Annotated in this window: 15 protein-coding genes and 1 pseudogene; 3 read left to right on the top strand and 13 right to left on the bottom strand. The window is 51.5% G+C overall.

Going from position 1 to position 13642, the window contains the following annotated elements; genetic code table 11:
- Positions 1-44: 44 nt before the first annotated feature.
- Complete coding sequence (locus tag NATTI_RS25610; protein ID WP_081603637.1) at positions 45-773, bottom strand: ParB N-terminal domain-containing protein; 729 nt, start codon at positions 771-773, stop codon at positions 45-47.
- Between the two features lie 67 nt (positions 774-840).
- Here NATTI_RS25610 and NATTI_RS25605 point away from each other — a divergent pair.
- Positions 841-1504 (top strand): annotated as a pseudogene (locus NATTI_RS25605) (IS6 family transposase).
- A 54-nt stretch (positions 1505-1558) separates the two neighbouring features.
- On the opposite strand, the gene NATTI_RS26210 reads toward NATTI_RS25605, so the two are convergent.
- The 5 genes from NATTI_RS26210 to NATTI_RS0119325 all read right to left on the bottom strand — a co-directional run bounded on the left by NATTI_RS26210 (position 1559) and on the right by NATTI_RS0119325 (position 7819).
- Positions 1559-3046, bottom strand: coding sequence for an O-antigen ligase family protein (locus tag NATTI_RS26210; RefSeq protein WP_152423923.1), 1488 nt, complete (start codon positions 3044-3046; stop codon positions 1559-1561).
- A gap of 86 nt (positions 3047-3132) precedes the next feature.
- Positions 3133-4143: a hypothetical protein gene (locus NATTI_RS26205; RefSeq protein WP_152423924.1), complete on the bottom strand. Its 1011-nt coding sequence runs from the start codon at positions 4141-4143 to the stop codon at positions 3133-3135.
- 309 nt (positions 4144-4452) lie between these two features.
- Complete coding sequence (locus NATTI_RS25600) at positions 4453-5157, bottom strand: class I SAM-dependent methyltransferase (RefSeq protein WP_081603638.1); 705 nt, start codon at positions 5155-5157, stop codon at positions 4453-4455.
- Positions 5158-5475: 318 nt separating this feature from the next.
- A complete protein-coding gene (locus NATTI_RS0119330; protein ID WP_006088214.1) occupies positions 5476-7281 on the bottom strand; it encodes an ABC transporter ATP-binding protein in 1806 nt (601 codons plus the stop codon).
- Between the two features lie 277 nt (positions 7282-7558).
- Positions 7559-7819 (bottom strand): MarR family transcriptional regulator, encoded by a 261-nt coding sequence (locus NATTI_RS0119325; RefSeq protein ID WP_019992052.1) that lies wholly within the window; start codon positions 7817-7819, stop codon positions 7559-7561.
- A gap of 234 nt (positions 7820-8053) precedes the next feature.
- Here NATTI_RS0119325 and NATTI_RS0119320 point away from each other — a divergent pair, with 234 nt between their 5' ends.
- On the top strand, positions 8054-8485 hold the full coding sequence (locus NATTI_RS0119320) for a hypothetical protein (protein WP_006088216.1): 432 nt from the start codon (positions 8054-8056) through the stop codon (positions 8483-8485).
- On the top strand, positions 8478-9434 hold the full coding sequence (locus NATTI_RS0119315; RefSeq protein ID WP_006088217.1) for a hypothetical protein: 957 nt from the start codon (positions 8478-8480) through the stop codon (positions 9432-9434). Before NATTI_RS0119320 ends, NATTI_RS0119315 begins: the two co-directional genes overlap by 8 nt.
- Positions 9435-9721: 287 nt before the next feature.
- Here the strand turns inward: NATTI_RS0119315 and NATTI_RS0119310 are convergent, their stop codons facing one another.
- The 7 genes from NATTI_RS0119310 to NATTI_RS0119280 all read right to left on the bottom strand — a co-directional run bounded on the left by NATTI_RS0119310 (position 9722) and on the right by NATTI_RS0119280 (position 13607).
- A complete protein-coding gene (locus tag NATTI_RS0119310) occupies positions 9722-10030 on the bottom strand; it encodes an AbrB/MazE/SpoVT family DNA-binding domain-containing protein (RefSeq protein WP_006088218.1) in 309 nt (102 codons plus the stop codon).
- 25 nt (positions 10031-10055) lie between these two features.
- Positions 10056-10295, bottom strand: a complete 240-nt coding sequence (locus tag NATTI_RS0119305; RefSeq protein ID WP_006088219.1) for a hypothetical protein — start codon at positions 10293-10295, stop codon at positions 10056-10058.
- On the bottom strand, positions 10279-10752 hold the full coding sequence (locus NATTI_RS0119300) for a helix-turn-helix domain-containing protein (RefSeq protein WP_006088220.1): 474 nt from the start codon (positions 10750-10752) through the stop codon (positions 10279-10281). The genes NATTI_RS0119305 and NATTI_RS0119300 overlap by 17 nt, the downstream gene beginning before the upstream one ends.
- Before the next feature lie 110 nt (positions 10753-10862).
- Positions 10863-11270, bottom strand: coding sequence for a PIN domain-containing protein (locus tag NATTI_RS0119295; RefSeq protein ID WP_006088221.1), 408 nt, complete (start codon positions 11268-11270; stop codon positions 10863-10865).
- Positions 11267-11497, bottom strand: a complete 231-nt coding sequence (locus NATTI_RS0119290) for a DUF7557 family protein (RefSeq protein ID WP_006088222.1) — start codon at positions 11495-11497, stop codon at positions 11267-11269. Before NATTI_RS0119290 ends, NATTI_RS0119295 begins: the two co-directional genes overlap by 4 nt.
- Before the next feature lie 495 nt (positions 11498-11992).
- On the bottom strand, positions 11993-12787 hold the full coding sequence (locus NATTI_RS0119285; protein WP_006088223.1) for a hypothetical protein: 795 nt from the start codon (positions 12785-12787) through the stop codon (positions 11993-11995).
- A complete protein-coding gene (locus NATTI_RS0119280) occupies positions 12780-13607 on the bottom strand; it encodes a DUF4330 family protein (protein ID WP_006088224.1) in 828 nt (275 codons plus the stop codon). The genes NATTI_RS0119285 and NATTI_RS0119280 overlap by 8 nt, the downstream gene beginning before the upstream one ends.
- Positions 13608-13642: the final 35 nt, after the last annotated feature.

The raw sequence follows: 13642 nt of genomic DNA, 5'->3' as shown, positions 1-13642 counted from the left end.
GTTGTCGTCGATTGGTAAAAATTTATTGTTTTATAGCCATACACTCAGTCTAGTTTGGAAAATCGTACGTCTGGATGATTTGAAGGTAACTCTCTAATTCTATCACTTTCAATCAATTCCTCAATTGTTTTCATCCATTGCTCATGGCGAACAAGCACCACAACAGGGACAGCATCGAGATCCAGAATCTTTGCTGCTGTAAGTCGGTGGCTACCATCTACAAAAAGAAATTCGCCGTCTCGAGCAATATCAACTGCAATTTCGTTAGTATAGCGCTTTAGTTTGTTATTTGGAAATTCTCCCAATTCGTCTTGTGTTTTATATCCGTGATTTCTAATACTTTGAATCAATTCACCTATCCTACGAATATCTTCCCTTATGAGTTCGGAGTTGAAATCACCGATTTGTTCTTTGTACTGATCAATATCTGTTAACGGTACTCCGTCCTCAAAGTGCAACTTAGAGCATATGAATTGAGATCTTTCATTGAATTTAATGGGGTATCCATCTGGTGTTGGGGGGCGTTGATCCCAGATACCATCTTGAACCTGTCCCAATAAGCTTTTGCGGTTTTTCCAAGGCGGATACTTACGGCCTGTATTTCGTTTGATTTTGGATGGCGGAATATAATAGCGTTTGAATGGGGAAAGAGGAGTATCGTATCGATCAATATCACGACTTCGCATCAAGTCAGACACTTTGAATGCTAACTCATTCGAAACAAAGTGTGTGAGTATGTGTTCTACTATTTCACGGCAATGATTTATCTTCATAGGTAACACATTCTGAACGAGGCTAATATAAACTTGTTCCCATTCTGATGGTGGTGTTTCGTTAAACGTGAAAAGTGAGGAGACACGATTTTATGGCGATCATGCCAAAACCGACCGTCTCAGCGGGTGTAGCGACTGGATGATTTGAGTTTTGTTGAGTAAGAATGGAACCCGCCTCAACTGATGGAGCTCGGTACTTGACTCCATCTTTCCGGTCTCTCGGTTTCGAATACCATTCGAGAATTAGAGAAGTTGGTGTCAAACGTAGTTGCAAGGCAGTTCACGATTTGGTTTATAAATGCGATCTACAGTCAGCAGTTGACTAGGAACCGAATCACGTTACGCTTGGCAAGATAGTAATTCAACTTGATAACTATCGCTATTGGCTGTACACTTCTGTTGATCCCGAACGAACAATATACTCCATGTACGGCTGTATTCGACGACTACGACCGCGCTGACAGAATGGTTTTTCGGGGTTCACTGAGAAACATGATTTCGATAATGCTGTGTTTCTCGTCAATTCAGCACCGTGGATCAAAGCTGCACTCCACCAGTTCGGCCTCCGATTTCGATACGAGAAATATGGAAGTCGGAACACCGTCGAATGTCTCTTCAAAGAAATAAAACGACGCACCTCCCGGTTTGGGAACTGTTTCAGAAACGTCGAGCCAGCACCTGCTGAAACATGGTTGCAGAGCTATGCATATTGCTGGAACCACCTGATCTGAACAATGCCGTCTGGAACCATGCCACAAACTAAAAATCCACGAGTATCATGTGAATTACTCCTCGAAGGTGAATTTCGACCTTCGCTTAATATTATTCATATCTAAACAGCTAGTGCTGGCAACCGTCACTACTAGCCAAAACGTCATTATCACAACTTCTCTATGATACACCCATGCAAGGTTGGAAAATATATGGAAATTTAACATCCCAATAGCGAATAAACCTGCTAACAATGAATGGGTAGAAGCGAATTTTTTGATACAATAATAGTATGGGACAAATATGGATATAATATATAGTAACAGCCCAGGAAGTCCCAATTCAGCAAAGTAAGCTAAAAACGTATTATGTACCCCATAGATTTCTTCAACATCTTCATATCCCTCTCTAAGGCCTAAATCTGTGTACCAATTAAAGTTCATCCCACCAATTCCGAACCCTGGGTGAGAAAATCCGGTTTCAATAGCAATAATATACTGCCGGTACCGGATCGCAGAGGTCGAAGTGAGATCAAGTGACAAAATTCTCCAAATAAATGCCCATAATAAGAAAAAGCCAATAATAGTCCCCGCTAATATGGTGGCCAAAGATATAAATTTATTACATCTTATGAGTAATAGCACAGTCACTATTATGACACACGATATTATAAATACTGCCAAACCATTCTGCGATCGGCTAGCTATCACTACAAGTGGGGTTGATATTATGCAAACCAGAGCAGGAACTGCTTGAAATCCTCCTTTAGATAGGTAATAAATTGCAGGTACAAACACAATTAATAACATGGCAAGTAACGACCGTGAACTACCTACGAATCCGCCAGGAAATAATCCTGTAGTAAATTGGAGCAAGCCGAAACCAATCTCTGTATTAGCTACACTCATGCCACTGTCTCCGTAATAAGGCAGACCCCATGGACGACCAATCAATGATTGCATAATAGCATTAATAGAATGGATTGAAATGGATGTAAATAGTGTGATCATGATTGGTTTATGACCAAATGATAATGAGATTCCAATAGTAGCGATCGCTATTAACACATATCGGAATTGGTTAATACCAAATATAATGCCTGTGGGGGGATAACCTTGTAATACTGCTACGATGCCAGAAATAAATGACCAAACTGCAAACAAAAATATTGGCAGGATCAAATACAATATATGACTTTTGGATTCTATATGCCATAATAAAATTGACAACGCGGCTACCAAAACCAAACCGAAATCGACCAGTAACAATTCAACTCTAGTAGGACCAATCCAAGGTGATAACGGAATACCAATATTAAATGAAACGAGAGCTGGTACTGATGATGCAAATCCCGCTGCTAAGCACCCTCGATACAGAATAAATAATAGCCAGATAAATCCTGCCAGACCGATAAATAAAAATGACAATTGGTCTGTGATTCCAGTTAACAATGCACTGGCGGGGGCAAACACACCAACTAATAATATGAGCACGATCCCTGACACCATAAACTCTCTCCGATTTGAGTTTTGATTAGTTAGTTTTATTATGTCTTTGTCCATTATTGCCATAGCCAGGGATAAGATGCCCCTTGGATGTTGATTGTGGCTTCACGCATTAAAGCATAGTAAAGCAGCAACGTGAGGAGTTATTCAATATAACCTAGCTCCTGAAGTCTAGAAACAGTATCCTTATCAATGGACTGAGCTTCAGCCTCATATTCCCACATTTCCGGTATGTTCTCCTGAACCCCATCGATCTGTGCCCATGGGACGAGCCGAACTTTTGGATGTTCTATAGAATGGTAATATCTATTATATTCTCCGAGAGCTTCACCGTGATCTCCAATAACAATATACTTGTCAAAATCGGTTCGTTGCACTAATTCCCCAACGGCAGGGAGTACTCGATCCAGATTAGCTTGGTACATTTTCCGTAGATCTGATTTGTTCAAATCTCCAGATTTAGCGGCGGACCAAATGCCTTTTTCGACTGCTCCTCCTTTTATGTTAGTATCATATTCTTCAATTTGACCTGTAAGTTGTTTAGAGCCAATAAACGGACCATGGGGTTGGAAGTAGTGAACTACCATTTGATCTGTCTCGGGAGCAATATCAATTGCCCGCTCTGTAACAGGTTCTGGTGGACACACACCTAAATCTTCGTCCCAAGCTTCACGCCATACTTCAACAAGTTGATTGAAGTGTTCATTTGGTATGTATCCATTATATCGTTTACTCAGTTCAGCACCATCGCCCGCAAGACCATCCACTTTTTCACCATCTTGAAAATTAAATTTCTGGCTTGTCACGGGCGCAGCAGCAGTTATATATGGAAAATCATATGTCCCTTTCCAGAGATTTTGTAGATATTGGAATGTATTCAGCGAAGCAGCCCACGTTGGCATACATTCTCCTTGAAAATACTGGTGAAAGCTACTCTGAAGATAATCAAATCTACATGCATCTAGTACAATAAGGCAGTAATTATCTTCAGATCGAAGCTTACCCAACAAATCTTCTTGCTGTGGATATTGTGATGAAATGAGTGAGGAGTGGATTTCAGATATTGTTTTGAGCATAATGTCATCAAAGATGAATTTTGGAACCTTCTTAGGGTTATTAATAGCCTTTCGAATAGGATTGTCTGGTACTTGCATCAGTCAACCACCATGCGGTCATCGAATTTAAACCTAGTTACTCATACAAAGGACACGATTCGAGGAACTGAACAAAAACATTCAAGCACTATCGTAGAAAGTCCCAATCAGTATTAAACAATTGCCAATATCTGTTTATAATTTGGATAACCAATCAGTGATACTAAATATCACGTGAAGAAAACAGATTGATTCTTCAGTTGCTCAGCCACCACCATAGACGACAGACTTCCAGGGTTAATTGATAAACCAAATGAAATAAAAATTGATGCGTGATGAACTCCCTGGCGAATGGGAAATCGATAGCTATCAGGACTGTTTGCAGATGAACGTCATCCTTTCACGAGTGTGTTCCCGCGTTTTTGCAGGAGCGTCTCTTTTCCAACTCTGTGTTAGTTCGAAATCTGAGAATAGTTCTTTATAGGTGCTTTTGGGACGAGGCCAGAAACTTTGATTATCCCCCTCTCCTGAGGTCGCCTCGCAGAGCAACAAACGAGAATTAGATGAAGTCACACGAGATACTTCATTGCAAACACTCTGTATATCATTTGGGGGTATATGTTGTAATACAGAGCGCGTAAAAATCAAGCCAACACTATCATCATCCAATGGCATATCTTGCGCTTTTGATTGAATATATTTTATATTGGGGTGATATTTCTCTATATATTGTGCCATTTCTTCGTTTGGCTCAATACCGATCACAGTAGATGCATAGTCAGATAACCATGGGGTTACCCGTCCATACCCGCATCCTATTTCGACGGCAGTCTCGAAATTGTGTCCTTCCAGATCCTTCCGCAATGCTTGGACCATATGGTAATTAATGGCGCTAATTTGTGCAGGGTTAGAGCCATCACCCCAACTGAATGAATCCCACGTCACCACTCCTTCTTGGCTTTTCCACTTCTGGAACTTTTTTGGGAACATTTGCCGCAGAACAAACGGGGGTATCCGGTGTGGTTTCTTCAGCCCTTTTTTTGCTAGGGCACTCCAATTATCACCTTTAGGCATAATTCCAATCTTGTCCCTTTGGTTGATATAGGTTATCGTTCAATCAGGTGTGAGGCAACTATGACGTCCCACTAAGTAGCTAACTCATATCGTTCCGTGATTGTCATTTAGGTTTTCCTCACTTCCCCCACGGAAGAGGTCACTGGGCGAATCTCTCTCAAAATAGCTATCTTCGACTGTGACTACGACGAGAGATGGGATGGTCCCCTCGATGCACGAATCTGCCTTCGGTTCCTCAGCAAATCACGCTTCAGCTCCAGTTAGCTGAGGATGATTTGTGAGGTGTTGATATTAACTTGATCAAAAGCCAGAGACGCATTATCCACGAGACTGGATAGCATACAGGTCGGAGTACTGTCCATCGTTGTTGATCAATTCATTGTGGGTTCCAGTCTCGATGATCTCACCGTTATCGACTGTGTAGATTCGATCTGCGTTTTCGACTGTAGACAGTCGATGCGCAATAGCGATCATCGCGTAGTCGCGGTCCATCTCCTCGATCGCCGCTTGTACTTCCTGTTCAAGGTTCGAGTCCAAGTCACTCGTTGCTTCGTCCAGCACTAATAGATCCGCGTCCTGTAGTAACGCCCGCGCGAGCGCGACACGTTGTTTCTGTCCACCTGATAGTCGGACACCATCGTCGCCGAGCATCGTTTCGTACCCGTTCGGCAATTCGTCGAAGAACTCGTCGATCTTCGAAATCTCACAGGCACGTTCTAGTTCGGCACGCGTTACATCGCGATTTCCGATTGTGAGGTTATACTCCAATGTGTCGTTGAAGATGAACGGATTCTGCCGGACGATGGCAATTCGTTCGCGCCAATCGTGAATATCCATTTCGTCGATCGGAACGTTATTTGCACGAATTTCACCACCGTCGAGTTCGTATAGCCGTGCAAGCACTGAGATGATCGTCGATTTACCGGCACCCGATTGGCCGACGAAGGCGACGAACTCGCCTTTGTCAACCTCAAAATTGATCCCGGACAAAACCTCTTCTTCTTGATCATACGAGAAATGAACGTCGGCGAACTCAAGATGGTCGACAGCCTGTGGAACATCGCGAGTCGGGTTGTTCGGCTCTTCTCGAGCCTCAAGTTCCTTAATAAATTCCTGTGTACGAACGAGGTGTGGAAGATCATTTTCAACATTGTAAAGTAACTTATTCACTTGGCTCACTTTCGGCCCGAGTTGGAACATCGCAAAGAGGAACACACCAAGTGCACCGATCGAGAGATTAGCGAACGTCAGCGCAAGATAAATGAGTACGAATACGGAAACAGCGACGCCGAGATTATAGAAGTTATTGATCGCAGCTTCGTTACGTCGAAGCGTGATTCGTGCACTAGTAAATCGGTCAACTGCATTGACAAAATCCTGTCGAAGCTCACTGGCAAGTCCGAAAATACGGACGTCACGGATGCCCTGGGTGCCCGCCTGTGCAGCTTCTTGCCGTCGTTCGTTGGCGTCAGCAACAATATCGCCAACCTCGTAGCCCGGTTCAACGATTCGCCGAAGGAAGACCGTTAAAAATCCGAGAACACCTACTGCAAAGAGTGTCAATAATGGCGAGATGACTAGCGCGATTAATAGATAGACGAGCGAGAGAAATAGCGACTCAAGTAATTGGACAACTCGTTGGATAACTCGCCCTGCGTAGGTGGTCTGTGTAACGATGGCATTGAGAATGTCGTCAGATCCCTCCTCGTCAAAGTATTCAACACGCGCGTCAAGCGCGTTATCATAGGCCCGAAGTTGAAGGTCACGAATGTAGTAGGTTCGCAGAGCCTCACGGAACCATGCGACCACAAAACTAGTCGTGTAGCGGACGGTCATCACGACGGCCACACCGACGACAACGTATCCAAGTGTGAACGGAACACCAAGAGTCGCGTAGGCCGTTACGAATGCACCCAAAAGCCCGTCAGCCTCAGCTGTTGGGTCATCCAACTGTACGATCTCGATGACTGGCAAAATAAAGCTCAGTCCGATACCCTCGAGTACTGCCGCAGCAAGCCCCAGCACGACAATCAACGCTGTGAACTTCGGATTGAAGCGAGCAACGTCGAGGAGGGCATCTATTTTTTCGCGCCGAGAGACGGAATCGGATTCAGATGAGGACATACGGTGACTGATTAGGTAGTAATTTGGCAGAGTGTAATAACCTCGGTGGTCTGATGCGGTCGTAGAACTCTATTACCGGATGCTTAGCACCACTTGACTAGTACTCTCCTTCAAACAATATGCGACGTTAAAAACCGATCTACGCGACTCACAGCTAATGGTCTGATGTGTAACTGAATTACGACCATAAAAAGGAATACCACGGATTACTCCGCACAAGCCATTGAGGTTTCCTAAGAACACTCAAAGCACCTGAGTCCAGCATTTTAATTTAATGCTATTCTTCCATCTCGAGTTCGCTCACATCTAGCTCACCCTCGAGATACGCGTGCCCAGTTTCCGTAAGCGCATAGAGGCCAGTTCCAACGGATTCCAGCAGTCCTGCATCAGCGAGTGTCCCGCATCGCTTGCCCACATACTGGCGATCGTAGTCGATATTCGCTGCAACTACCTTTGGAGACACTTGGATAGGATGCTCGTCGAAAAAGAGCAGAATCTCGTAGTCAACAGGAGCCATCCACGGGACCCGTTCGACCATCTATTCACGATAGACCTCCATCAGAACAGAAAAATCAGTACCATCTTCGAGAGATAATTCGTTATTTGGGGTCTCTTTAGAACGCCATATGTAGTCAAGATTTATGTCAGAGGAGTACTTTGTCTCTCGCACGGAAGCAATATGTGGCTCTTCCAATCACTGAGTCGCAGAATGACGGACCGGTGTTAGCGGCACCAGTCCGCGAGAAGCTCCCGTAACCACACTACGGAAGCCATGTCGAACGACGATTCGCGGGGTAATGAAAGCCCCGACCGACAGGATGCATCGCCAGCACGACTCGAGGACCCTACTCAACCGATCGAAACCTATCTCGAGGCCCTCGACACGCTCACCCGATCACTACACGCGCGCCTCCATCGAGCCGAAATAGAAGGCGAACGAGTACCGGACGAGACGCGCCACCAAGCCCGTCGACGGTGCCGGGAGATCAGGGCGGAAGCGAGCCAGATCGGCTTGCTCCTGCTCGGACCCGAAGCGGCGATCCATTATCATCCGGACGAGACCGACACCAATGCGGGCCGTGGCGTGACGACGTTCTCCGGACCGCCGCCGAAAAAATTCGACCACGACCAGCACGACGATCAGGAACGGGCATCCGAAGACCGGCCCGACACCGAGGAGACCGACGGTGAGAACGATGACTGAGTCGCTCGAGTCCCAGCTCGCCGCCCTCACCGACCGTATCGAGCAACTCGAGGCCGAACTCCGACGAAAGGACGAGCGGATCGCGACGCTTGAGTCACGCCTCGACGATCACGACGAATGCCTCGACGATCACACCCACCGTCTCGAGGACCACGACGAACGCCTTGACGACCAGCATAAACGCCTCGAGAACCACACCCACCACCTCGAGCAAACTGACACCCAACTCGAGGACCATCAAACGACACTCGAGGACCTCCAGACCAACGCCACAACCACAACCAAGCAAACCAAAGCGGCCCTGAAGAAAGCGAACACCAACAAGACGCGCCTGCGCGAGCTCCAGGCGCGCGAACTCGAGAAGGGAGCCCACCTCCGGGCCGACACCGTCGACGAACACGAACTCGACGTCCGGGGCGATCGCCTCGAGCGGATCACGAAGGACGACGGCCGAACCTATTTCAGACTCCCCGAACACACCGATCCCCTCGACCGAAGCGACGTCTCGCTGGCCTACGGCGACCTGCTCCCGATCCAGCAACTCGCGCGCGTGGACGACGACATGCTCCGGTCGACCACGAACGCGCTCCCGACGAGATTAGCCGCGAAGCTGTGGAGCGCACGGACCGACTCGAGCGTCGGTGACGATCCCTGGAACGCGGGCTGCAAGGGCGTCCGGGAGTACCTCAAGGCGAGCGACCTCAAACACTGGATCCGACGCCAGGAGCCGGGGACCAGCGAGAGCTACGCGAAGAAGTTGGTCTCCCGCACGATCGACGCAGTACTCGACCTCTCGAAGCACCGACTCGCAGTCCGCAAGCGAACCGAGCGAAAGAACGGGCTCGAGTACACCGAGCGCCGACTAATCGTGCCCGACGATGCGGCGATCCCCGGCGAAACAACCCAGGCCGCAGAGCAGCCCCCGGAGACGGCTGACGTCCTCGGGTGACCGTGGACGGGACGTAAGCAACCACCCTCGAGAGAGATCTTCCCTCTCAAAACTGAACGTGGAAATCCTCGCGAAGCGGGTAGGTAGTGGGTCGGGTAGCTGCTGGTGTCCCCTCGAGCAGTCGCTCGGCAGTCTGTTAGTGAGACGGATTCGATGACTCGCCCGAAGACGACGGCTGTCCACGGCGACCGAACAGGCCAGTTCGTCGCGGAACCGCTCGAGACTCCGCCGAACGTCGTCCGGATGAAAGCCGGCTCAGGAGCCGATGTAGAAAACGATCCGCTCGGTCATCCCGCGTCCTCGTCGTCGAACTTCTCGACTACTGCTTCGGATCGCCGCGTATCTCGCTCCCGCTCGTCGCGAAGGACGGCTGTCGCCGGGAGCTCCTCCTCGCCGTCTCGCTCGAGGCCGCGGAACTCCCGCATCGAGCCGACCGGCCGGACGACGATCTCACCGGCCTCGTTCTCGACGAACTTCACCCGTCCGGGCACCGGGATCCCGTGTTTCTCTCGAAGCCGCTTCGGAATCGTCGCCTGCCCCTTTTCGGTGACGGAGACGATTCGCTCCTCACCGGCTCCGTTGGTATTACTCGGCATACGTAATACATCCAGATAGAATTACTTAGCCCTGTTCTCGGATGTTCCCAGAGGTTCGCCCAGTATCTTCCTCATCCTGCTGGGACTCGTTTTCAACCCGCTCCGGCGATTCGAACGCCGCCACAATCCCTCGTCCGACTCGAGTCTCGAGCAATTTCCCCAAACTCGACTGCGACCGAAGTCCGAGCGCGGCCAGCCCGGCGACGACAACTATCTCCGGCGACCCGCTCCTGTACGCCCGGAACCAGTTACTCCGCTTTTTCATCAAGCCGAAACGCCGTCCGGACTGATTCTGGGAGGGGTGGTCGAGGGGCCGTTTCGTGCCGCTCAATTTTCTCGGGCGTTCGCGTTTTCTGGTGCACGGCTCGCGCCATTGGGACGCCCTCGAGATAGTTGAAGTCCACGAGGATACCGACACTATATTCGGTGAAACCGTAGAATTTCCACGGCAGGCCACGCTTCTCCTTGTTTGGTGGGTACTCGTAGATTTCGAGGATGCCCGCTTCGACGAGCACGCCCAGCTGCTCTTCCACGGTCTTTTTCGATTTGCTCGGAATGAAATGATTGATTTCACCCGCTGACGCGAGAGCCTCTGGGTGCCCCAAGAGAACCTGAATGATGCTGTGGCGGGTTTCCTGCGACAGTAACTCCATCAACTCTCGCTGCCGCTCCAAGGGGTTTTCCTCCCGGTCGGCTTTGGAGTGCGCGGAGATGTCGGACACGTCATCTAGATGTAAGATGGTGGATCACATAAGCACACAGGGTTGACTTCACTACGTTAGACCAGTATGGTTATGGATGGAAGAAGGACGATGTACGTTGTGACACTTCCTTACCGGTACGTTTCGTGGGTGACTCCGGGGATGTTCCCGAAGTGTCCGTCACCAGCGAGAACAGGCTCATCACGTTCCAGAGCAGTTGCTGCGACTGCTGCATCTCCTTTCCCGATACCAGGCCCCTTTCCTTTGGCCGCATCGGCCATTCGCTCACCGAGCAGTCGCCCAGCGCGGCGAGAGATGCTCGGAGTCATATCCACTACTGGATAGGAATCGAGTACGGCTTCTACCTTTTGACGTTCTTCGAGGGTGTTCGCCACCTTCCCGACGCCGATGTAGAGCTCCAATACGGTCATCGAGGGGATCACCAGCGGGATGCTCTCGGCTTCGAGCTCCTGTTCTTTCTGGACAGCGGGTTCGACGTCGTCGATGACATCCAGAACGAAGCTCGTATCAACGATCATTCGAAGCGCTCTGCGACCTCCCGTACTTCATCGCGGTCTGCCTGATCAGCGGCCGCTATCGCGTCGCGCATCTCGCTCACCTGGTCTTCGTCGAAGACAGTGCGGAGATCGCGGAGTGACCGCCCACCGATAAGACGATCCACGGCGTCGCTGAATGACTCATCATCACGTTTGTTCGCTTTGATGCGTTCGTATACGTCATCTTCAAGACGGATCTGATGTGACATCCTTGTTGACAACGTTGACGCTCCACGAGAATCAAGATTGGGGTAGTCAGCGCACTGCCCCAGTTCGTCAAGGTTCTTCGGTCTTGTGCTGTTCTATAGTAACAACTGAAACGATTTACACACTGACCCAACTAAACGAGTAGCGCATCGTCTTCGTTCTCGTCGACTGCCACCCGTCCCGAAGCCGGAATCTCGCGTCCCTCGTCGAAACGCTCCGGGATCGTCGCCCGACCCGTTTCGGCGACGGAGACGCCTCGCGTCAGACCACCGCGCGGTCGGGTGGGACTGAAAGGGGCCGACGCGGTGAGCGAACGCGACGCGGTCGCGATGCTCGGGAGCGCTTGCGCTCCCGTTGCTCGAGGAAGGCGGGCGCAGTAAGCACCGGAACGACTGGAAGGAGTGAGGAGCGCAGCAAGCCCCCCGACTCGAGCGCGTCGGGGGCTTTCGAGGTGTGCGTCTCTTCGAGAGCCGTGCCGACTCACGCTCGAGAGGGTTCTACTCCTGGAGTATTTCTTCCTCATCGTGTCGCGACCCGCCCTCACCGCGTTCCGGCGGCTCCGGCGGTTCGAACGCCGCCACGAGCAGCTGACCGACTCGAGACTCGAGCAATTCCCCCAAACTAGACTGCGATCGAAGCCCAAGCGTAGCCAGACCGGCCACCAGAAGCTGTCCGAGGAGCAGCGGTTCCGAGACCAATCCAACACTCACAACTAGCACTAGCGAAACGAGCACCGCAGCCAGCACGCAAGCACTCACCGCCTGAATCGGACGCGCCTGGACGGCCGAAACAAACCACCTCACATAACCGACGACCGTCGACGTCGTACTCCGGGCCTCGAGTCCCCTCCCGACCCGATCCACGCCTCGAATCAGCGGCCCGAGGGCCCGCGTCTCGCGGAGGTCGATGACGATGACCTCCGGATCCGGCTCGGAGGTGAGCCACCGGTAGGCGAACGACGACTCCAGAACGTCCGTTCCCTTCGTTCCAGCACCGACGAGCCGTGACCCACCTCGCCACTGCGTGATTCGGCTCCCGACGGCCGCCCCGCTCGAGACCACCCTACTCCCCGCGACCACCGAAAGCGCTCGCGAGTTCGCACGCGCCCGACCGAGCGGACCTCCACCGACGGACTCACCCTCGTCCCGAGACCGAAAACTCGAGACCCAACCCGAAACCACCTGCATGAACGCGGACCCTCCGACCGCCGACCGAACCCGATCACTCCCCCGCCTCACCACCTGCACGACGACCGATCGATCCCGCGCGGACTCGAGCGCCTCGTCACTCAACAGCGGACACCTCGCCCTGAACGGTCATCCCGTCGAAGTTGAGCACGATGGACGAGCCGACGCCGAGTCGCTCACCCCGGAACTCGATGCCGGTCTCGGTTTCCGTCGTCTGCAACTCGACGACTATCGTCACGTCCCGATTCTGCGGATGCTCGCGCTCGTAGATGTTGCCGTCCTCGCTCTGTAAGACGATTGACGCCGGCTCGCTTTCCACGTCCTCGACGGTCGCGACCGTCTCGCCGCGCATCGTCTCGGACATCCCTTCCCCCAGCCCGTCCGCAACGGACGGCCGGACGTTCTCGAGTTCGACCGCCGCTCGCGTCGTGGTGGCCCCCTCGGCGTCCGAGAGCGTCTCCCCATCGTGTCCGAGATCGGTCACCGTCCCGCTCGTGGCGTACGCGCCCATATCGAGCTGGATCTCGTTCCCGAGCATGACCGGATTACCGGCGACCTGGAACTGATCCTCCTCCCGGTCCTCGTCCTCGATACGCTCGCCGTCGACCTCTGTACGGATCGTCACGTCGGGCTGGCTGCTATTCCCCTCGTTCGCCGCCGACGGCGTGATCTGGACGTCCGTCACGGTGATCGAGTCACCGGACCCCTCGAACGTCGCGACGTCGCCCTCGTCGATTCGCTCGACGACGTAGTCGGGCTGGTTCTCGAGTTCGATCGTTGCGTACCGCGTCTCCGATTCGCTGCCGCCCAGGGCCGCGACGACCGCGATCCCCGCGACCACCACAGCGAGCAACACGACGACGATGATCGCGTCGATGACGTTGACGGCCCCGAAGAGGTTCCCGTCGTCGTCGATCAGCGGCATGGCTCACTCGAGAGACGGCCGGCGCGGCGAAACGG

The sequence above is a fragment of the Natronorubrum tibetense GA33 genome, assembly GCF_000383975.1.
GTDB lineage: Archaea > Halobacteriota > Halobacteria > Halobacteriales > Natrialbaceae > Natronorubrum > Natronorubrum tibetense.
This window is presented reverse-complemented; position numbering and strand designations above follow the sequence as displayed.

What these genes read in the sequence shown, in the direction of transcription:
- NATTI_RS0119295 (WP_006088221.1), bottom strand. Translation starts at nt 11,270, where the DNA reads ATGATCGTTGATACGAGCTTCGTTCTGGATGTCATCGACGACGTCGAA.
- NATTI_RS26210 (WP_152423923.1), bottom strand. Translation starts at nt 3,046, where the DNA reads ATGGACAAAGACATAATAAAACTAACTAATCAAAACTCAAATCGGAGA.
- NATTI_RS25600 (WP_081603638.1), bottom strand. Translation starts at nt 5,157, where the DNA reads ATGCCTAAAGGTGATAATTGGAGTGCCCTAGCAAAAAAAGGGCTGAAG.
- NATTI_RS0119325 (WP_019992052.1), bottom strand. Translation starts at nt 7,819, where the DNA reads ATGGTCGAACGGGTCCCGTGGATGGCTCCTGTTGACTACGAGATTCTG.
- NATTI_RS0119290 (WP_006088222.1), bottom strand. Translation starts at nt 11,497, where the DNA reads ATGTCACATCAGATCCGTCTTGAAGATGACGTATACGAACGCATCAAA.
- NATTI_RS25610 (WP_081603637.1), bottom strand. Translation starts at nt 773, where the DNA reads ATGAAGATAAATCATTGCCGTGAAATAGTAGAACACATACTCACACAC.
- NATTI_RS0119310 (WP_006088218.1), bottom strand. Translation starts at nt 10,030, where the DNA reads ATGCCGAGTAATACCAACGGAGCCGGTGAGGAGCGAATCGTCTCCGTC.
- NATTI_RS0119280 (WP_006088224.1), bottom strand. Translation starts at nt 13,607, where the DNA reads ATGCCGCTGATCGACGACGACGGGAACCTCTTCGGGGCCGTCAACGTC.
- NATTI_RS0119330 (WP_006088214.1), bottom strand. Translation starts at nt 7,281, where the DNA reads ATGTCCTCATCTGAATCCGATTCCGTCTCTCGGCGCGAAAAAATAGAT.
- NATTI_RS0119305 (WP_006088219.1), bottom strand. Translation starts at nt 10,295, where the DNA reads ATGAAAAAGCGGAGTAACTGGTTCCGGGCGTACAGGAGCGGGTCGCCG.
- NATTI_RS0119320 (WP_006088216.1), top strand. Translation starts at nt 8,054, where the DNA reads ATGTCGAACGACGATTCGCGGGGTAATGAAAGCCCCGACCGACAGGAT.
- NATTI_RS0119315 (WP_006088217.1), top strand. Translation starts at nt 8,478, where the DNA reads ATGACTGAGTCGCTCGAGTCCCAGCTCGCCGCCCTCACCGACCGTATC.
- NATTI_RS26205 (WP_152423924.1), bottom strand. Translation starts at nt 4,143, where the DNA reads ATGCAAGTACCAGACAATCCTATTCGAAAGGCTATTAATAACCCTAAG.